At 64.2% G+C, this 17,586-nt stretch carries 16 protein-coding genes; 5 read left to right on the plus strand and 11 right to left on the minus strand.

Annotated elements, in window-relative coordinates:
- The first annotated feature begins 21 nt into the window (after window positions 1-21).
- The 3 genes from gspL to NCS02_RS00105 are packed head-to-tail and all read left to right on the plus strand — an operon-like array spanning window position 22 to window position 2,644.
- The gene (gene gspL / locus NCS02_RS00095; protein WP_008352385.1) at window positions 22-1,368 is read left to right on the plus strand and encodes a type II secretion system protein GspL; all 1,347 of its coding nucleotides are present in this window, start codon (window positions 22-24) and stop codon (window positions 1,366-1,368) included.
- On the plus strand, window positions 1,365-1,868 hold the full coding sequence (locus tag NCS02_RS00100; RefSeq protein ID WP_008352384.1) for a type II secretion system protein M: 504 nt from the start codon (window positions 1,365-1,367) through the stop codon (window positions 1,866-1,868). The genes gspL and NCS02_RS00100 overlap by 4 nt, the downstream gene beginning before the upstream one ends.
- Window positions 1,865-2,644: a type II secretion system protein N gene (locus NCS02_RS00105; RefSeq protein WP_008352383.1), complete on the plus strand. Its 780-nt coding sequence runs from the start codon at window positions 1,865-1,867 to the stop codon at window positions 2,642-2,644. The genes NCS02_RS00100 and NCS02_RS00105 overlap by 4 nt, the downstream gene beginning before the upstream one ends.
- On the opposite strand, the gene NCS02_RS00110 is transcribed toward NCS02_RS00105, so the two are convergent.
- Together NCS02_RS00110 and NCS02_RS00115 are read right to left on the minus strand one after the other, a co-directional pair.
- The gene (locus tag NCS02_RS00110; RefSeq protein ID WP_250522790.1) at window positions 2,645-4,177 is read right to left on the minus strand and encodes an efflux transporter outer membrane subunit; all 1,533 of its coding nucleotides are present in this window, start codon (window positions 4,175-4,177) and stop codon (window positions 2,645-2,647) included. It abuts the gene before it with no gap.
- A gap of 186 nt (window positions 4,178-4,363) precedes the next feature.
- The gene (locus NCS02_RS00115; protein WP_008352380.1) at window positions 4,364-4,639 is read right to left on the minus strand and encodes a hypothetical protein; all 276 of its coding nucleotides are present in this window, start codon (window positions 4,637-4,639) and stop codon (window positions 4,364-4,366) included.
- A gap of 206 nt (window positions 4,640-4,845) precedes the next feature.
- On the opposite strand from NCS02_RS00115, the gene NCS02_RS00120 reads away from it, so the two are divergent.
- Together NCS02_RS00120 and NCS02_RS00125 are read left to right on the plus strand one after the other, a co-directional pair.
- Entirely contained in the window at window positions 4,846-5,340 is a 495-nt protein-coding gene (locus tag NCS02_RS00120; RefSeq protein WP_008352379.1) for a MarR family winged helix-turn-helix transcriptional regulator, read from the plus strand.
- Between the two features lie 119 nt (window positions 5,341-5,459).
- Window positions 5,460-7,022 carry a DHA2 family efflux MFS transporter permease subunit gene (locus NCS02_RS00125; protein WP_033536461.1) on the plus strand — a complete coding sequence of 521 codons (1,563 nt, stop codon included), beginning with the start codon at window positions 5,460-5,462 and terminating at the stop codon, window positions 7,020-7,022.
- Window position 7,023: 1 nt separating this feature from the next.
- Here the strand turns inward: NCS02_RS00125 and NCS02_RS00130 are convergent, their stop codons facing one another.
- The 9 genes from NCS02_RS00130 to xerC all read right to left on the minus strand — a co-directional run bounded on the left by NCS02_RS00130 (window position 7,024) and on the right by xerC (window position 17,586).
- A complete protein-coding gene (locus tag NCS02_RS00130) occupies window positions 7,024-7,575 on the minus strand; it encodes a hypothetical protein (protein ID WP_008352375.1) in 552 nt (183 codons plus the stop codon).
- Window positions 7,576-7,708: 133 nt separating this feature from the next.
- On the minus strand, window positions 7,709-9,328 hold the full coding sequence (gene gshA, locus NCS02_RS00135) for a glutamate--cysteine ligase (protein ID WP_250497125.1): 1,620 nt from the start codon (window positions 9,326-9,328) through the stop codon (window positions 7,709-7,711).
- A 251-nt stretch (window positions 9,329-9,579) separates the two neighbouring features.
- On the minus strand, window positions 9,580-10,662 hold the full coding sequence (gene ada, locus NCS02_RS00140) for a bifunctional DNA-binding transcriptional regulator/O6-methylguanine-DNA methyltransferase Ada (RefSeq protein WP_250522791.1): 1,083 nt from the start codon (window positions 10,660-10,662) through the stop codon (window positions 9,580-9,582).
- A 334-nt stretch (window positions 10,663-10,996) separates the two neighbouring features.
- Window positions 10,997-12,349 (minus strand): ATP-dependent protease ATPase subunit HslU, encoded by a 1,353-nt coding sequence (gene hslU / locus NCS02_RS00145; RefSeq protein ID WP_008352370.1) that lies wholly within the window; start codon window positions 12,347-12,349, stop codon window positions 10,997-10,999.
- A 12-nt stretch (window positions 12,350-12,361) separates the two neighbouring features.
- Window positions 12,362-12,898: an ATP-dependent protease subunit HslV gene (gene hslV, locus NCS02_RS00150; RefSeq protein WP_008352368.1), complete on the minus strand. Its 537-nt coding sequence runs from the start codon at window positions 12,896-12,898 to the stop codon at window positions 12,362-12,364.
- Window positions 12,899-13,255: 357 nt separating this feature from the next.
- A complete protein-coding gene (dksA, locus tag NCS02_RS00155) occupies window positions 13,256-13,672 on the minus strand; it encodes an RNA polymerase-binding protein DksA (protein ID WP_008352366.1) in 417 nt (138 codons plus the stop codon).
- A 568-nt stretch (window positions 13,673-14,240) separates the two neighbouring features.
- Window positions 14,241-15,314 (minus strand): CobW family GTP-binding protein, encoded by a 1,074-nt coding sequence (locus tag NCS02_RS00160; RefSeq protein WP_250522792.1) that lies wholly within the window; start codon window positions 15,312-15,314, stop codon window positions 14,241-14,243.
- Between the two features lie 110 nt (window positions 15,315-15,424).
- Window positions 15,425-16,624, minus strand: a complete 1,200-nt coding sequence (locus NCS02_RS00165) for a class I SAM-dependent rRNA methyltransferase (RefSeq protein ID WP_239294366.1) — start codon at window positions 16,622-16,624, stop codon at window positions 15,425-15,427.
- Window positions 16,625-16,659: 35 nt separating this feature from the next.
- Entirely contained in the window at window positions 16,660-17,586 is a 927-nt protein-coding gene (gene xerC / locus NCS02_RS00170; protein WP_008352360.1) for a tyrosine recombinase XerC, read from the minus strand.

Genomic DNA, 17,586 nt, shown 5'->3' on the forward strand with positions numbered 1-17,586 from the left:
ATTGATGAGAGGAAGTGGCCTTTGAGCACACTGATCGTTTTGTTACCGCCGCGCGATCCCGCGGTGCGCTCGGAAGAGTGGCATCTGCCGGATCTGCCGTTTCTGCTGCTCGACAAGCGCGGCGAGCCGCAACGCATCGGCCGCGCGGCGATCGGGCTGTTGCCGCGCGCGAGTGCGACCGTGCTGATCGTCGCTGCGCGCGACACGCTTCTGCTCGCCGCTGCCGTGCCGCCACTCAAGGGGCCGCGCTTGCGGCAGGCGCTGCCGAACGTCGTCGAGGATCAGCTGATCCAGGATCCGCAGACGTGCCACATCGCCGTCGATCCGGTCGCCCTCGCCGATGGCAAGCGCGTCGTCGGCGTGATCGATCGCGGCTGGTTCCGCTTCGTGGTCGGCGCGTTTTCGGGCGCGGGGCATCGCAATCTGAAGGCCGTGCCCGCGATGCGCTGCCTGCCGGTTCCGGCCGCCGTGCCATTCGATGAAACCGGCGAAGCCGAAGAGATCGAAGCGCCGCCGCAGCCGTTTATCGCGGGGCTGCTCGGTCATGTCGTGTCGACCGCGCCCGCGCTGATCGGCGAAATGGCCGCGCCCTCGCCCGCCGCGCTCGGCGCGCCGCGCATCGAGGTGGCGATTGCGCGCGGCGAACGCGCGGCGCTCGGCGAAGGACTCGCGCTGCCCGCCGATTCGATCGAGGCAACGCTCGCCGCGCTCGCCGGCGATCAACCCGTGACGCTTTATTCGCTCGCCGATCTGCCCGGCGACGAACCGCGCTTGTCCGGTTCGCGCAATGCTGCGGCGGCCATCGCCGGCGCGCATCCGATCACGTTCGAGGCGCTCGCGCGCAACGCGCTCGCGTGCCGCTTCGACCTGTGCCAGTTCGAATTCGCCGCGCAACCGTGGCGGCTCGACCGCGCGACGATGCGGCGTCTGCGCGTGCCGATCGCGCTCGTGGCGGCGTCGGTGGTCGTGTCGATCATCGGCATCAACGTGCAATGGCTGCAGCTTGCGCGTCAGCGCGACGCGATCAGCGCGCAGGAAACCGAGCTCCTGCTCAACGCCTTCCCGAAGACGACGACCGTGCTCGATGCGCCCGACCAGATGACGCGCAATCTCGATCGTCTGCGCGTGGCATCGGGCGAGCTGTCGCCGTCGGATTTCCTGTCGCTCGCCGACGGCCTCGCGCGCTCGCTCGGTCCGGTGCCGGTAAACGGCGTCGCGGGGCTCGATTATCGCGAGCGTCGGCTGGAAGTGACCTTCAAGCCGGAGACGAAGGTCGATCCCGATCTTTCGAAGCGCCTTGCCGCGAACGGCCTGAACGGATCGATCGATACGAACACAGGCAAATGGACGATCAGGAGCGGCCAATGAAAGCGGAAATCGGACGTTCCCTGTCGGAATTCTGGGAAGCGCGCACGCCGCGCGAGAAGACCATTCTCATGTGGGGCGGCATCGCGGTCGGGCTGGCGCTCGTCTATCTCGTGCTGTGGGCGCCCGCCTATGAAGGCCGCGCGCGGCTGCGCGAATCGCTGCCGACGATGCAGCGCCAGCTCGCGACGATGACCGCGCAGGCCAACGACGCGCGCTCGCTCGCGCCCGCCGCCGAAGGCGTGATGCCGACCGGCGCCGCGCTGCGCGATGCGCTCGCGAAGTCGCTCGCCGACAACGGCATGCAGCCGACGCAGGTTCAGGTGATCGGCGCGGCGGTGCAGATTCAGTTGAAGAACGCGTCCTTTCCGAACTGGACGGCGTGGCTCGACGACGCCCGCAAGCAGTTCAAGGTGCAGGTCTCGGAGGCGCACGTTACGGCGCTGAAGCCGGATGGCCAGGTCGATCTGACGGCATCGCTGCAACCGGCCGGCACGAAATGAGTTACTGGACGCGACGAATCCGGCTCGCGTTGCCGGCGCTTTTCGTGATCGTGATTTCGGTCGCCGGCACGCTGCTCGCGATGATGCCCGCCGCGTGGATCGTGCCGCAGTTCTCGAAGGCAACGGGCGGCCATGTGAATCTGGTCGATCCGGCGGGCTCGCTGTGGAGCGGCTCGGCCACGCTGATGCTCGCCGCGGGCAGCGACGGCGCGGGCGCGACGCTCTTGCCGGGGCGCATCGAATGGACGACGGCGTTTCTGCCGCTCTTCACCGGCCGCGTTCACATGACCATGCGTCAGACCGAAGCGATGCCCGATGCCGTGATCGTCGACGCCACCACGCGCGGCGCGGTCATCACCGCCGGCCAGATCGCCGTGCCCGCGACGTTGCTCTCGGGCCTCGGCGCGCCGTTCAATACGCTCGATTTCGACGGCAGCGTGCGGCTCTCGTGGACGGAGTTCCGCCTGCTGAACCGCAATGCGTACGGGCAAGTGGTCGTCACGCTCGATGACATGGCTTCGCGCGTCTCGCGCGTGAAGCCGCTCGGTTCGTATCGCGTCGCGTTGCAGGCGCAGGGCGCGTCCGCGACCATCGATCTTTCGACGAGCAAAGGTCCGCTGATGCTCACCGGCAACGGCGCGATCTCACCGGAATCGACGTCGTTCCAAGGCACGGCGACGGCCGCGCCGGATCAGCGGGAAAACCTCGCGGGTCTGCTCAACCTGCTCGGCCGTCACACCGATCCGGACACGGTCGCCCTGACCTTCATGCGTTGATCAGCGGCTGGCGGTTTGCGCCGGACTCGACGCGGGCGCGGGCGCTTGAACCGCGCCCGTTTCGCGATCCATCTGCCCGACATCCCAGCCGCCGCCGAGCGCCTTCACCAGTCCGACCGACGACACCATCCGCTGTCCCGCGATGTTCGCGAGCTTCTGTTGCGCGGTGAATGCGGTTGTCTGTGCGGTCAGCACGCTGATGAACGCGACCGTTCCCGCCTTGTACTGATTGTTGATGATCGCGAGCGCCTGCTGCGCCGATTCCACGGCCTGCTGCTGCACGACGATTTCCTTCTCCAGAATGCGCAGCGACGCGAGATTGTCTTCGACGTCCTGGAACGCGGTCAGCACCGTCTGCCGATACGTCGCGACGTTCTGGTCGTAAGTCGCGCGCGCGGCTTCGGTGCGCGCGGAGCGCAGGCCGCCGTCGAAAATGGTCGCGGCGATGTCCGGCCCGAGCGTCCAGAAGCGCGACGGCGCGCGCAGCAATTGCGACAGCACCGAGCTTTCGAAGCCGCCTTGCGCGGAGAGCGTGAGCGTCGGGAAGTACGCGGCCATTTCGATGCCGATCTGCTCGTTCGCCGCCGCGGCCTTGCGTTCCGCCGACGCGATGTCGGGCCGTCGCTCGAGAATCGCGGATGGCATCTGCACGGGAACGGTCGGCGGCGTGGCGTCGAGCGGAATCGGCGGAATCGAAAACGTGGAAGCGGCCTCGCCGACGAGCACCGCGATCGCATGTTCGTATTGCGCGCGCGCGACGCCGTTATCGATGGCCGATGCCTGCGCCGACTGCAACTGCGTCTGCGCCTGAATCACGTCCGAACGCGCGACGATGCCCTGCGTGTACTGATTCTGCGTGAGCTTGAGCGATTGCTCGTAGGCCGCGACGGTGTCGTCGAGGAGCCTTTGCTGCGCGTCGAGCGAGCGCAACTGGAAATAGGTTTGCGCGAGCGTGGCCTGCGCGGACAGCCGCGCGTTGGCGAGATCGGCGGCGGCGCCTTCCTGGCCGGCCTTTTGCGCGGAGACCGTGCGCGACACGCTGCCCCACAGATCCGGTTCCCACGATGCGTCGAGCGCAAGGCTGAACTGGTTGGTGACGGCACCCGTCTGCCCGAGGCTGGAGCTGCTGGTCGACCGGTTGCCCGCCCCCGTTCCCGAACGCGCCGCCGAAGCCGATGCGCCGATCGTCGGGAAATACGCCGCGCGCGCCTCGCCGACGAGCGCGCGTGCCTGACGATACGCGGCCGCGTATTGCGCGATGGTCTGGTTCGATTGATTCAGGCGCGCTTCGAGATCGTCGAGGCGCTCGTCGCGATAGATGCTCCACCATGCGCCGCGATCGGCCTGGTCGGCGGGCTGCGCGACTTTCCAGCCTTCGGGCGCTTCCTTGTAGCTGGCCGGGACCGCCGTCGTCGGGCGCTGATAATCGGGCCCGACAGCACAGCCGGCGATGAACATCGCGAGCATGGCGGCGAGCGCCGTCGTGGTCAGGCGCGCGGCGGCGGAAGCGGGAAAGGCGGGGCGATACGGCATCTGCTTGTCGGAATTCCTGTCGGCGCCGCGCCGTTCGATATGACGGACGCGGCAAGCCGAAATGGTAACGGAACGCGACGGGCGCTCGTGCGGCGCGCGCGTCAGGCAGACGTTAGCGTAACGGGTTCGCCGTAAGGCGGGTGTTACGCAGCGGGTGGAATCGGTTACGACGCGTTACGGTGACGATTATCGTCCGCTACCGGGACACGGCGAGCAGGGCGCCGAGAGCAACGGTCGCGCCGGCGCTTTCGCGGGCGCGGCCGCCGCCTTGCGACGCTGCCGGTTCTCGAACCATCCCATGCCCAAGACGACGAACGATCCGCCCGGCAGCAGGAACACGATCAGATACAACGCGAGTTTCCACGAACTCAGCTTCGGCGGGACGAAGTGACGGGAGGCGTCGGCGATCTTGCTGCTGATGGGGCCGAAGCGTCGGCGGGCGGTACGGACAAAGCGGGTCATCGAAAGGTCCTTCGGGCGTCGGCGAGCGACGGCGGGCGGTCAGAACATGGTCTCGGGCGGCGCATGAAGCGCGTAACTCGTTGCATAGAATAATATTGACTGTGCAACTACTTTTCAAGATACTGCTGATTGCTTTTCGCAATTGTTGCCTTTAGGAGACGCGGCGCAGTGTCACACTTTTGCATCCGCGGTTTGACCGATGTCGCATGAACGGCGAACCGCTTTACGATCCCGCGACGATCCAGCTCGAAACGAGCCTCGGCTACTACCTCGCGAAGGCGCGCAACGTGCTCGTCATGCGAACGGATCAGGCGTTGAAGCCGCTCGAACTCACGTCGCCGCAGATCGGCGTGATTCTGCTGCTCGCGTCGGGGCGGGCGCGCACGCCGCTGGAACTGTCGCGCGAGCTGTCGTACGACAGCGGCTCGATGACGCGCATGCTCGACCGGCTCGAGAAGAAGGGTTTCGTCAGCCGCGCGCGTAGCGAAGTGGACCGGCGAATCGTCGAACTCAGTCTGACGGAGCGCGGACGTGACGCGGCGGCGCGTTTGCCGGTGATCGGCGCGGCCGTGCTCAACGAGCAGTTGCACGGCTTTACCCGCGCCGAGCTGGATCTGCTGATCGCGATGCTCGCGCGCATCGTCGGCAATACGCCGATGGGCGACTGCGCGCCATGCATGCTCGACGACGACTTGCCCTGATTCATCGGAATTAACCTGCATTTCTGCGCCGATTTCACTGTCTGAGCAGAGAATGCCGCGACAAGAAATAGTTTGCGTGCCATGCGCGTTTCGAGCGCCGCGCGCCGGAGAAACCTTCGATGTCCACATCCACTGCGGGCACGCCCGCCACGCCGCCCACGCCCGTGCCGCTCACGGGCGGCATCCTCGCCCTTTTGACGATGGGCCTCGCGCTCGGCACCTTCATGGAAGTGCTCGACACGTCGATTGCGAACGTCGCCGTGCCGACCATTTCGGGCAGCCTCGGCGTCGCGACGAGCGAAGGCACGTGGGTCATTTCGTCGTACTCGGTCGCTTCGGCGATTGCGGTGCCGTTGACCGGCTGGCTCGCGCGGCGCGTCGGCGAGGTGAAGCTCTTCACGATTTCCGTGCTGCTGTTTTCGATCGCGTCGGCGCTGTGCGGGCTGGCTCACAACTTCGAATCGCTGATCGCGTTCCGGCTGCTGCAAGGCCTCGTCTCCGGCCCGATGGTCCCGCTGTCGCAAACCATCCTCATGCGCAGCTATCCGCCCGAAAAGCGCGGCCTCGCGCTCGGTCTCTGGGCGATGACCGTGATCGTCGCGCCGATCTTCGGCCCGGTGATGGGCGGCTATATCACCGACAACTACACCTGGCCGTGGATCTTCTATATCAACGTGCCGATCGGCGTGTTCTCGGCGGCGATCGCGTACTTCCTGCTGCGCGGCCACGAGACGAAGACGACGCAGCAGCGCATCGACGGTGTCGGATTGGCGCTGCTCGTGATCGGCGTCGCGAGCCTGCAGATGATGCTCGACCTCGGCAAGGACCACGACTGGTTCAACTCGAACTTCATCGTGACGCTGGCGATCGTGTCGGCGGTCTCGCTCGCGTTCATGTTCGCGTGGGAGTTGACCGAGAAGGAACCGGTGATCGACCTTTCGCTCTTTCGCGACCGCAACTTTGCGATGGGCGTGCTCATCACGTCGCTCGGCTTTCTCGCGTTCTTCGGCTCGGTCGTCGTGTTGCCGTTGTGGTTGCAGACCGTGCTCGGCTACACGCCGTGGCTCGCGGGTCTCGCCACCGCGCCGGTCGGGATTCTCGCGCTGGTGCTGTCGCCGATCATCGGGCAGAACATGCATCGGCTGAATTTGCGCGTGGTCGCGAGCTTCGCGTTCCTCACGTTCGCGTTCGTGTCGCACTGGAACTCGACCTTCACGCTCGATACGCCGTTCGACCAGATCATCTATCCGCGCTTGATTCAGGGCATCGGCGTCGCGTGCTTCTTCGTGCCGATGACGACGATCACGCTCTCCAGCGTCTCCGACGAACGGCTCGCGGGCGCCGCGGGCCTGTCGAACTTCCTGCGCACGCTGTCGGGCGCGATCGGCACGGCGGTCAGCACGACGTTCTGGGAAAACGACATGATCCGCCATCACGCGCGTCTGACCGAATCGGTCACGCCTTATTCGGCGGGCACGAACGCGTATTCGGACCTGCTGTCGGGACTCGGCTTGTCGGGACAGGCGCTGACCGCGCAACTGGATCGCGTGGTGTCGGCGCAGGCGTACATGATGTCGACCAACGACTTCTTCCGCATTTCGTTCTATGCGTTTCTCGTGCTGGCCGCGATGGTCTGGCTGACGCGGCCGAAGAAGGGCGCGTCAGCCTCGATGGGACACTGAACTACTGAGGCGTGAGCGGCGTGACCGACTGCCCCGGCTGGTTTTCCAGATTGAGCGGGACCGGCTGATCCAGCGGGCTGACCTGCACGCCGCTCGGCGCGGGTGCAGGCGGGGTCTGCGTGGCTTGCGGCGTTTCGGTCTTGCGCAGTCCGGGGCCGTTCTTGATGAACTGCTTGAAATCCGCGCCTGCCTGCCACGGATTCGGCTGGCAGCCGAGCGGATTATCGCAATGCGCGGCGAAACCGATCGTCGCGGTGCCTTCGTTGGTCGGCGTCTTGGTGATCTGATACGCGAGCGCGCGCTTGCCGCTCGACGGCCCCGCCGTCTGGATGATCGAATCGGTGACGGTCTGCAGCTTGTATTCGGAATGGTTCGTCACCCAGACCTGGGCGCGCGCCCACCACGCGTCGCATTCCGGCTTGCTCATGCAGGTGAGCGGTTGCGTGGCCTGCTCCATCGTCGTGCTGCTGACCTGGTCCTGCACGGCGCAGCCGCTAAAAAGGGCGAGCCATGCAGCCCCAAGCGCGGCGGCGGCGAAGTACTTCTTCTTCATTACTCCCCCGATCGTCGAAAAGTCGGCCATATTTTGACCCCTCAAATCGGATGATGTGATGACGCGTTTCCCTCTGTTGCATAAGCCGGAAACAATTGCCGCCGCGTGCTGACACCGCAGCGGAAAAATCGCCTCACGCGTTCGCGGGGTTCAGCTTGTAGACCTGATACGCCGCAACGAAGGCGTCGAACGTTTCGGTGTCGCTGCTTTCGACGACCGCCTGTTCCACAAGCGATTTTGCCGCAAGCTCGTTCATCACGCGCTCTTCTGCGACGGAAAGCGGACGCGCACGAAAATCTTCCGCGTGACGCGCGCTGAGATCGAGCGCGAACTCGTCGAAGGTTTGCTGCTTGTCGCGCATCGTTTGCAGCACGCGCGCGGACGGCGTGAGCGACGCGTCGGCGATGCGCGGCCGCAGCGCTTCCAGCGCGCGCGTGTGATCGCCGTTGCCGTTTAGCGTGTCGAGCGTCTTCGCGACCGGTTCGATTGCATCGAAGAGTTCTTCGGCCCATTGCTGCATCGGCACGCTTGCGCCGTCGCGTTGCAGCGCGAGACCCGGCTTGCGCCCTTCCTTCGACACCGTCATGAAATTCGCGTTGGCTTCGATGCTCGCGCCGGGCGGCAACAGCGGGCTGTCTTCCAGTGCGCAATAGAGCAGATACGCATCGAGAAAGCGCGCGGTTTCGAGCGAGATGCCCGTCGGCACGAACGGATCGATGTCGAGGCAGCGCACTTCGATGTACTGCACGCCGCGCTCGGCCAGCGCATGCAGCGGACGTTCGCCCGAATGCGTGACGCGCTTCGGGCGGATCGTCGAGTAGAACTCGTTTTCGATCTGCAGCACGTTCGTGTTGATCTGCACCCATTCGCCGTCGCGCTGCGTGCCGATGGCTTCATACGGCGCATACGGCTGGCTCACGGCTTTGGCGAGCACGTCGAGATACGCGTCGAGATTGTCGTAGCTCGGCAGCAGATCGGCCTGCGCGGGATTGTTGGTGTATCCGAGATCGCTCATGCGAAGGCTGGTCGCGTGCGGCAGATAGAACGTGTCGGCATCGAACGTTTCCAGATGATGCTTCTTGCCGGCGACGAAGCGCTTGTTCAGCGCCGGCGACGCGCCGAACAGATACATCAGGAGCCAACTCGTGCGGCGGAAATTGCGGATCAGCGCGAAGTAGCGCTCGGACTGAAAGTCTTTCGCGGACAGCGTGCTCGTCGCATCGAGCGCCTGCCAGGCGCGCCATACGTTTTCATCGAGCGAATAGTTGTAGTGGATGCCCGCGATGCATTGCATCGTGCGGCCGTAGCGCAGCGCGAGGCCGCGCCGGTACACCGTCTTCAACATGCCGATGTTCGACGTGCCGTAATAGCCGAACGGAATCTCGTCCTCGGGCGGCAGCGAGTTGGGCATCGAATTGTTCCACAGCAACTCGTCGCCCATGTGCGCGTACGCGAAGCGATGCAGCGCGTCGAGGCGATCGAGCGTGATCGCCACATCCGATTCGGCGGGCGTGATGAGCTCGACGAGCGCCTCGGAGTAATCGGTCGTGATGAGCGGATGCGTCAGCGCGGAGCCGAACGAGCGCGGATGCGGCGTCATCGCCAGCTTGCCCTGCGGCGTCACGCGCAAGCTTTCTTTTTCGATGCCGCGCAAGCCTTGGCGCAACGCGTCGGCATGCGGACCGGACGCGAGCGCGGCAAGCCTGCGCTCGAAAGCGCCGGCCTTGGTGTGAGCGGGATTCTTGTTTGCCATTGAAGCGTTCTGCGAGGAGCGCGAGCGCGTGTGCGCGCGGTCGTATTTTTAGGGTAGCGGGCACTTTAACATCTCGGTGTAAGGCGTGCTTGGGCCCATATCAGGCAAGGGATTGCGGGTTTTTCGGGAGATTCGCGGGAGATTCGCGGGAGATCCGCGGAATACGCGGCGGTGCGCTTTGGAGCCGCTTGGAGCGGCTCGCGAGGACATCGAAGCGCTCGCGCGTCATGTCGACGGCGAGCGCGCCTGCTTCATGCAACCTTGTTGGTTTCGTTGCGCGCGCGTTCGGTTTCGAGCAGCGCTTCCTTGCGCGGCGTGCCCCAGCGATAGCCGGCGATCGCGCCATCCTTGCCGATGACGCGATGACACGGAATCGCGAGCGCCACCGGATTCGACGCGCACGCATTCGCCACCGCCCGCACCGCGCGCGGCGCGCCGAGCGATTCGGCGATCTCGGTGTAACTGCGCGTCTGCCCATACGGGATGCGCCGCAACGCGTCCCACACGCGCCGTTGAAATGCGGTCGCGCCGATGTCGAGCGGCAAGTCGAAGCGCTCGCGCGTGCCTTGCAGATACGCGCGAATCTGCGCGATGAACGGCTCCAGTTTCGCGGCATCCTCGACGCGTTCGGCCTGCGCGAAATCGGCGGCGAGCTGATCGAGGAGCGTGGGCGCGTCGTCGCCGAACGCGATCTTGCAGACGCCCTTGTCGGTCGCGGCGATGAGCACGGCACCCAGCGGCGTCGCGGCGGTCGCGTAACGCACGGTCAGCCCAGCGCCCTGACGCTTATACGCGGAGGGCGTCATGCCGAGTTCCGCGGGCACGGCCTCGTACATGCGCGACGGCGAGCCGAAACCGGCGTCGTGCGTCGCGCGCGTGACGTCGCGGCCGCGCTGCAACGCATCGCGCAGCACGCCGGCACGCTGCGCCGCCTGATACTGACGCGGCGAAATGCCGACGATTCGCGAAAACAGGCGCTGCAGGTGAAACGGGCTGACATGCACGGCGTCGCTCAATTGCGCGAGCGTCATGCGTTGCTGCGGATCGGCGTCGAGCACCTTGCATGCGCGCTCGACGATCGCGAGTTCGCGCGGCAGGCTCGTCGGCTGGCAGCGCTTGCACGCGCGGTATCCGGCTTGTTCGGCGGAGTCGGTCGTCGGAAAGAATTCGACGTTCTCGCGACGCGGCGCACGCGACGCGCACGACGGTCGGCAAAACACGCCGGTCGTGCGAACGGCGAAGAAGAAGGCACCGTCGGCGCGCTCGTCGCGATCGACGACGGCTTGCCAGCGGCTTTCATCGGAGGAAAAAACAGGGTTCGTGACGGTTTTCATGACGACCTCGATGGCTCTTGGGTACGTGACCACTGTAGAGCCGCCCAACTGAGGTTACGCGCCGGTTCTTGCTCTGTCATCGGTCTGCGAAATCCGAAAAGTGACGCTCAGATACCACAAAGGGACGCCATAGGGGTTTTTACCGAAATTTCTATTGCGTCGCATCAAGTGGCTGTGTATGATTGGAACTGTCTCCTCCATGTCTCCTCCTGATATGGATTCAGCCCGCCCACTAAGGCGGGCTTTTTTTCGTCCGTGGTTTTTGCTTGTTCGAAACGTCAGCGCAAAAAAACCGGGCGCGTGGCCCGGTTTCTCGTAGACGATTCCGCCGCCGTTACAGCACGTAGCGCGACAAATCCTCGTCTTGCGCCACATCGCCGAGCGCGCGTTCCACATACGGCGCGTCGATTCGCACAGGCTTGCCGGCATGATTGCCCGCCGCGAACGACACTTCTTCGAGCAGCTTCTCGATCACCGTATAAAGCCGCCGCGCGCCGATATTCTCGGTCTTCTCATTCACCGAAAACGCGATTTCCGCGAGACGCCGGATGCCGTCTTCCGCAAAGTCGAGCTCGACGCCTTCGGTCGCCAGCAGCGCCTTATACTGCTTGACGAGACTCGCATCAGTCGAATTCAGGATCGATTCGAAATCGCCGACGGACAGCGAATCCAGCTCGACGCGAATCGGAAAGCGCCCCTGCAGTTCGGGAATCAGATCGCTCGGTTTGGCGAGATGAAACGCGCCGCTCGCGATGAACAGGATGTGATCGGTCTTGATCATCCCGTACTTCGTGTTGATGGTCGTGCCTTCGACGAGCGGCAGCAGGTCGCGCTGCACGCCCGCGCGCGAGACTTCGGCGCCGCCCGTCTCGCTGCGCGACGCGATCTTGTCGATCTCATCGAGAAACACGATGCCGTTCTGCTCGACGTTCTGCACCGCCTTGCTCTTGACCTCTTCGTCGTTGAGCATCTTGCTGGCTTCTTCGTCGGTCAGCAGCTTGAGCGCTTCCTTGACCTTCACCTTGCGGCGCGTCTTCTTGCCGCCGCCGATGTTCGCGAACATCGAGCGAATCTGTTCGGTCATGTCTTCCATGCCCGGCGGCCCCATGATGTCCATGCCGACTTGCGGCATTTCCACATCGAGCTCGATTTCCTTGTCGTCGAGCGCGCCTTCGCGCAGGCGCTTGCGGAAAGTCTGACGCGTGGCGTTGTCGCCGCCTTCGCTGCCCGACGACTCGATCGCGTTCGTGGCGCCGAATCCGACCGGCCGCGCCGTCGGCAGAAGAATGTCGAGGATGCGGTCTTCCGCGCGATCTTCGGCCTTCGTGCGGACTTTCTTCATCTCGGATTCGCGCGTCTGCTTCACGGAAATCTCGATCAGATCGCGCACGATGCTGTCCACGTCGCGGCCCACGTAGCCCACTTCGGTGAACTTGGTCGCTTCGATCTTGATGAACGGCGCGTCCGCGAGCTTGGCGAGACGCCGCGCGATTTCGGTTTTGCCGACGCCCGTCGGCCCGATCATCAGAATGTTCTTCGGCGTGATCTCCTGACGCAGCGGCTCGGCGACCTGCTGACGGCGCCAGCGGTTGCGCAGCGCGACGGCAACCGCCTTCTTCGCGCGCCCCTGGCCGATGATGTGCTTGTCGAGTTCGGAGACGATTTCGGAGGGAGTCATGGTGGTCATCGCAAAAGTCCTTTATTCGATCGTCTCGATGACGCGATTGTGGTTGGTGTAGATGCACATGTCGCCGGCGATCGTCAGCGCCTTCTCGACGATGTCGCGCGGCGAGAGATCGGTGTTCTCAATGAGCGCCTGCGCCGCAGCCTGCGCATAGGCGCCGCCCGAGCCGATCGCCGCGATGCCGTGCTCCGGATCGAGCACGTCGCCGTTGCCGGTGATGACGAGCGTGTTGTCCTTGTCGGCGGTGATCAGCATGGCTTCGAGGCGTCGCAGCATGCGATCGGTGCGCCAGTCTTTCGCCAGTTCGACGGCGGCGCGCGTCAGATTGCCCTGATGCTTCTCGAGTTTGGCTTCGAAGCGGTCGAGCAGCGAGAACGCGTCGGCCGTGCCGCCGGCGAAGCCGACCAGCACCTTGCCGCCATAGATGCGGCGCACCTTCTTCGCGCCCCCTTTCATGACGATATTGCCGAGCGTCACCTGACCATCGCCGCCCAGCGCGACCTTGCCGTCGCGGCGCACGGAGACGATGGTCGTGCCGTGAAATTGTTCCATGTGCGTTCCTTGGATAAACAGACGATGCGTGGCGATGAAAGTCCGCCGCGCAGTCGAGAATTCGATGGAGTGCACGGCGCGGGGTTCCGTCGGGCGTGAGGCCCGAGGCGGACGGCGCCGCGCTCGCGCTTGCCGCGATGAAGCTTTTGCGGCGCGCGTCGGATTCATTTTAGGGCGACGCCGGATTTATCAAGGCGTACGGTATCGGCGCTCGCCGTTTTTACCGGGCACAAAGCAAAAAAGGCATCCCTTCGTTGGATGCCTTTTTGCCGATGCGACTGCTTCTGCACAACTTTTTTGCGGCGGCGTCTTCCCCGTTGCGGGCGGTCCCGCGACGCTCGCCTGCCGACAGCGATTTCAGTCGCCGAACAGCTTCTGACGCAGTTCGCGGCGTTCCTGCGCTTCGAGCGACAGCGTGGCGGTCGGACGCGCGAGCAGGCGCGGAATGCCGATCGGCTCGCCGGTCTCTTCGCACCAGCCGTAATCGCCGGACTCGATGCGCGCGAGCGACTGCTGCACCTTCTTCAGAAGCTTGCGTTCGCGATCGCGCGTGCGCAGTTCCAGTGCATGTTCTTCCTCGATGGTCGCGCGGTCCGCCGGGTCCGGCACGATCACCGTTTCCCGCAGGTTCTCGGTCGTCTGGCCGGCATTCTTCAGAATGTCCGCTTGCAACTGTTCGAGCCGGTTCTTGAAGAAGGCGAGTTGATCCTCGTTCATGTAGTCCTTCTCGCTCATCTTCAGGATTTCGGCTTCGGTCAAGAGTTTCGTTGTCATCAGCTTGCTTCTTCAATGTAGGGCGATGTCTTCGCAACGCCCGCACTTGCGTTACCCGCATTCAGCGCATCCGTACGCTAGGGGCTACGCGACACGTCGATGCGGGGCCGAACTCCTCTGGAAACCGATATTGGATGATGCTCCGGAAGACCGGGCGCATTCGCATGGCCCCGGATTTCCGGCCCCGGTGCTTTGACTTGATTTGCCTTCCCCCGGCAAATCGAGGCATCGTCCCGACGGGACATCCCTTCTCCCAAGATCCGCTGGCCGAGCGCCTCGAAGACGCGCATTCAGCGGAACTGCCCTTCTCCAGTGGGGCTGTATTGTAACTGAACCGCAAATTCCAACTAAACCTACGGAAAACCCTGTCGATTTGCGCCGGAATTTCAAAAATATAACGCCTGAACGCGCAAAAAGCGATGACGCTTGGTGGGCGCGACTACATACGCGCACCGAAAGTCGGACATGAAAAACGCCGCGCGCGAGCCCTTCGCGGCGGCGTTCTGTGTCAGTGCCCGTTTTGTCGCCCCGCGTGATTCGCGGCAATCCAAGCGAGATGCATGCCGGATTACTTCACCAGGCAGGCGTCGAGGCCGTCGGTGATCAGATCCTTCGGCAGTTCGATGCCGATGAACACCATCTTGCTGTTCTTCTTCTCGATCGGCATCCACTTGCCGGCGAGATCGCTGCCCATCATCTGATGCACGCCCTGGAACACGACCTTGCGATCGACGCCCTTCATATAGAGCACGCCCTTGTAGCGCAACAGGCGCTCGCCATAAATCTGCAGAATGCCGCCGAGGAAGTCTTCGAGGCGGTTCGGATCGAACGGCTTGTCGCTGCGATACACGAACGACTTGATCTTGTCGTCGTGCTGCGCGTGATGATGATGGTGATGCCCGTGCTCGTGATCGTGGCTGTGGTCGTGACCGCAGGTCGAATGATCGTGATCGTGATCATGGTCATGCGCGTGGTCATGATCGTGATCGTCTTCCGCGAGGAAATCCGGATCGATCTCGAGCTTCGAGTTCAGATTGAAACCGCGCAGATCGAAAATTTCCTTGATGTCTGCGTCGCCGAAATTCACGACCTTGATCGCCGCGCGCGGGTTCATGTGCAGCAGGCGATGCTTCAGCGCTTCGAGTTCGTCGGCGGAAACGAGATCGGATTTCGTGATGAACAGGCGATCCGCGAAGCCGACCTGACGCTGCACCACTTCGTGCTGGTCGAGCTGCGCATTCGCGTGCTTCGCGTCGACGAGCGTGATGATCGCGTCGAGCAGGAATTCGTCGGCGACGGTGTTGTCCATGAAGAACGTCTGCGCGACCGGACCCGGATTCGCGAGGCCGGTGGTTTCGATCACGACGCGGTCGAAATCGAGCGTGCCCGCCTTCTTGCGGTTCGCGAGGTCTTCGAGCGCGCGCGCGAGGTCGCCGCGGATCGTGCAGCAGATGCAGCCGTTGCTCATCTGGATGATCTGCTCGTTCGTCTCCTGCACGAGGATCTCGTTGTCGATGTTCTCTTCGCCGAACTCGTTCTCGATCACGGCGATCTTCATGCCGTGCTTCTCGTTCAGGATGCGCTTGAGCAGCGTGGTTTTGCCGCTGCCCAAAAAGCCGGTCAGGATGGTTACGGGAATCATGGTGTCGCCTTTTAAGTTCGGGAAACGCGCGGAATCGAATATTGGAACATATTTGCGGAGCCGACGCTTCGTGCGCCCTTCGCTCGCGAATCGCCCTTAACTGAGGCCGATCACGCGATTTGCAACAGCAGCCCTTTCAGATACTCGCCTTCCGGAAACGCCGTCAGCAACGGATGATCCACGCCCGCGCCGAGCCGCTTGAGGATGCGCGCATCGACGCGCGCGTCGGCCGCCGCGCTCGCGACGATCTTCTGGAACAAGTCGGCATCGATCGCGCCGGAACATGAGTACGTGAAAAGCAGGCCGCCTGGACGCAGCAACTTGAAGCCGCTCAGATTGATGTCCTTGTACGCGCGCGCGGCGCGATCGACGGTTTCCTTCGACGGCGCGAACTTCGGCGGATCGAGCACGATCAGGTCGAAGCGCCGGCCTTCGTCGTAGAGACGGCGCAGCGTCTTGAACGCATCGGCGTCGAGCCATTCGGCTTTCTCCGCGTCGAAGCCGTTGGCCTTCACGTTCTCCCGCGCGAGCGCGAGCGCTTCGCCCGATGAATCGACGGAGACCACGCGCGTCGCCCCGCCTTTCAGCGCGGCCAGCGAGAATCCGCCCGTGTAGCAGAAGCAGTTGAGCACTTCGCGGCCTTGCGCGTTCTGCGCAACGAGCACGCGGTTGTCGCGCTGATCGACGTAAAAGCCCGTCTTGTGGCCATTGCGCACGTCGACGTGATAGCGCACGCCGCATTCGTTCGCGATGAGCGTCGCCGGAGGCGCGTCGCCGGCGAGCACGCCGGTCGTCTGTTCGAGACCTTCCTTCTGGCGGATCGACACGTCCGAGCGCTCGTAGACGTTCGCGCAACCGGTCGCATCGACGAGCGCCTGCACGATCGCGGCTTTCCATGACTCGACGCCCGTCGCCATGAACTGGCAGACGAGCTGTGCGTGATCGCCGGTATCCGCGACGTAGTAATCGACGATCAGGCCCGGCAAGCCGTCCGCTTCGCCGAATATGAGGCGCGTCGCGCCGGTGTCCTTGACCATCGTGCGCCGATGCGCGACCGCGCGCTGCACGCGGCGCTTGAAGAACGCGTGATCGATGGGCTCGCTTTCATCGAACGTCCAGACGCGCGCGCGAATCTGCGATTGCGGGCTGTACGACGCGCGCGCGAGAAAGCGTCCGTCGGCTGCGCGAATGACGACCGTCGCGCCCGGCGCGGGATTGCCGTCGATGCGCGCGATGGCGTTCGCATAAATCCACGGATGGCGGCGGACGAGCGACTTGTCCTTCGCCGGTTTGAGCGTGATGGTGTCCATTGCAAGCCGAGGCGGCGCGCAGGGCGCTCGCGGAGTTAATCGCGCTTCTTCGCGCGCGGGTGCGCCGCATCGTAGACGCGGGCGAGGTGCTGAAAATCGAGCGATGTATAAATCTGCGTGGCCGTGATGCTTGCATGGCCGAGCAGTTCCTGCACCGCGCGCAGGTCGCCGCTCGATTGCAGGACGTGCGTGGCGAACGAATGCCGCAGCACGTGCGGATGCACATTCGACGGAATGCCCGCGAGCAGCGCGAGCCGCTTCACGCGTTCGCGCACCACGCCGGGCGACATGCGGTTGCCGCGCACCGAGAGAAAGAGCGCGTGCGGTTCGAGCTTGACGAATTCGTCGCGCACGGCGATCCAGGCGCGCAGCGCTTCGACCGCCTTGCTGCCGACCGGCACTTTGCGCATCCGCTTACCTTTGCCGAGCACCGTGACTTCGGCGCCTTCCAGATCGATCCAGCCTTCGGACCGGTGTTCGGCAGTGTCGACGTGGCGAACGTCCAGCCCGACCAGTTCCGCGAGCCGCAGACCCGACGAGTAGAACAGTTCGAGTATCGCGTGATCGCGCAGCGCTTCGGTCGTATCGGCTTGCGGCGCGTCCATCAGCCTCGCGGCGTCATCGACGGAGAGCGCCTTCGGCAGCGTCTTTTCGCGCTTGGGCGCGCGCACCGTCGCGACCGGGTTCGCGGGCATCTCGACGCGCTCGGCGAGCCATCGATAGAACGCGCGCCATGCCGACAGCCGATGCGCGATCGAACGCGACGATAATCCGCTCGCGTGCGCGCGCACGACCGCGCCGCGAATATCGGCGGATGTGAGCGATTCCAGTGGACGATCCTTGGCGAGCGCGCGCAGCTCGCTCAACTCGTGCGTATAGCCGCGCAGCGTGTGCTCGGAAAGATGCCGCTGATGCTCGAGCATCGCGAGATAGTCGGCGATCACGTCGGCGGCGGCGTTCAT

Source organism: Caballeronia sp. NCF2 (assembly GCF_023631205.1).
Lineage (GTDB): Bacteria > Pseudomonadota > Gammaproteobacteria > Burkholderiales > Burkholderiaceae > Caballeronia > Caballeronia zhejiangensis.

What these genes read in the sequence shown, in the direction of transcription:
- NCS02_RS00100 (WP_008352384.1), top strand. Translation starts at nt 1,365, where the DNA reads ATGAAAGCGGAAATCGGACGTTCCCTGTCGGAATTCTGGGAAGCGCGC.
- NCS02_RS00105 (WP_008352383.1), top strand. Translation starts at nt 1,865, where the DNA reads ATGAGTTACTGGACGCGACGAATCCGGCTCGCGTTGCCGGCGCTTTTC.
- NCS02_RS00110 (WP_250522790.1), bottom strand. Translation starts at nt 4,177, where the DNA reads ATGCCGTATCGCCCCGCCTTTCCCGCTTCCGCCGCCGCGCGCCTGACC.
- NCS02_RS00115 (WP_008352380.1), bottom strand. Translation starts at nt 4,639, where the DNA reads ATGACCCGCTTTGTCCGTACCGCCCGCCGACGCTTCGGCCCCATCAGC.
- NCS02_RS00120 (WP_008352379.1), top strand. Translation starts at nt 4,846, where the DNA reads ATGAACGGCGAACCGCTTTACGATCCCGCGACGATCCAGCTCGAAACG.
- NCS02_RS00125 (WP_033536461.1), top strand. Translation starts at nt 5,460, where the DNA reads ATGTCCACATCCACTGCGGGCACGCCCGCCACGCCGCCCACGCCCGTG.
- NCS02_RS00130 (WP_008352375.1), bottom strand. Translation starts at nt 7,575, where the DNA reads ATGAAGAAGAAGTACTTCGCCGCCGCCGCGCTTGGGGCTGCATGGCTC.
- gshA (WP_250497125.1), bottom strand. Translation starts at nt 9,328, where the DNA reads ATGGCAAACAAGAATCCCGCTCACACCAAGGCCGGCGCTTTCGAGCGC.
- ada (WP_250522791.1), bottom strand. Translation starts at nt 10,662, where the DNA reads ATGAAAACCGTCACGAACCCTGTTTTTTCCTCCGATGAAAGCCGCTGG.
- hslU (WP_008352370.1), bottom strand. Translation starts at nt 12,349, where the DNA reads ATGACCACCATGACTCCCTCCGAAATCGTCTCCGAACTCGACAAGCAC.
- hslV (WP_008352368.1), bottom strand. Translation starts at nt 12,898, where the DNA reads ATGGAACAATTTCACGGCACGACCATCGTCTCCGTGCGCCGCGACGGC.
- dksA (WP_008352366.1), bottom strand. Translation starts at nt 13,672, where the DNA reads ATGACAACGAAACTCTTGACCGAAGCCGAAATCCTGAAGATGAGCGAG.
- NCS02_RS00160 (WP_250522792.1), bottom strand. Translation starts at nt 15,314, where the DNA reads ATGATTCCCGTAACCATCCTGACCGGCTTTTTGGGCAGCGGCAAAACC.
- NCS02_RS00165 (WP_239294366.1), bottom strand. Translation starts at nt 16,624, where the DNA reads ATGGACACCATCACGCTCAAACCGGCGAAGGACAAGTCGCTCGTCCGC.
- xerC (WP_008352360.1), bottom strand. Translation starts at nt 17,586, where the DNA reads ATGAACGCCGCCGCCGACGTGATCGCCGACTATCTCGCGATGCTCGAG.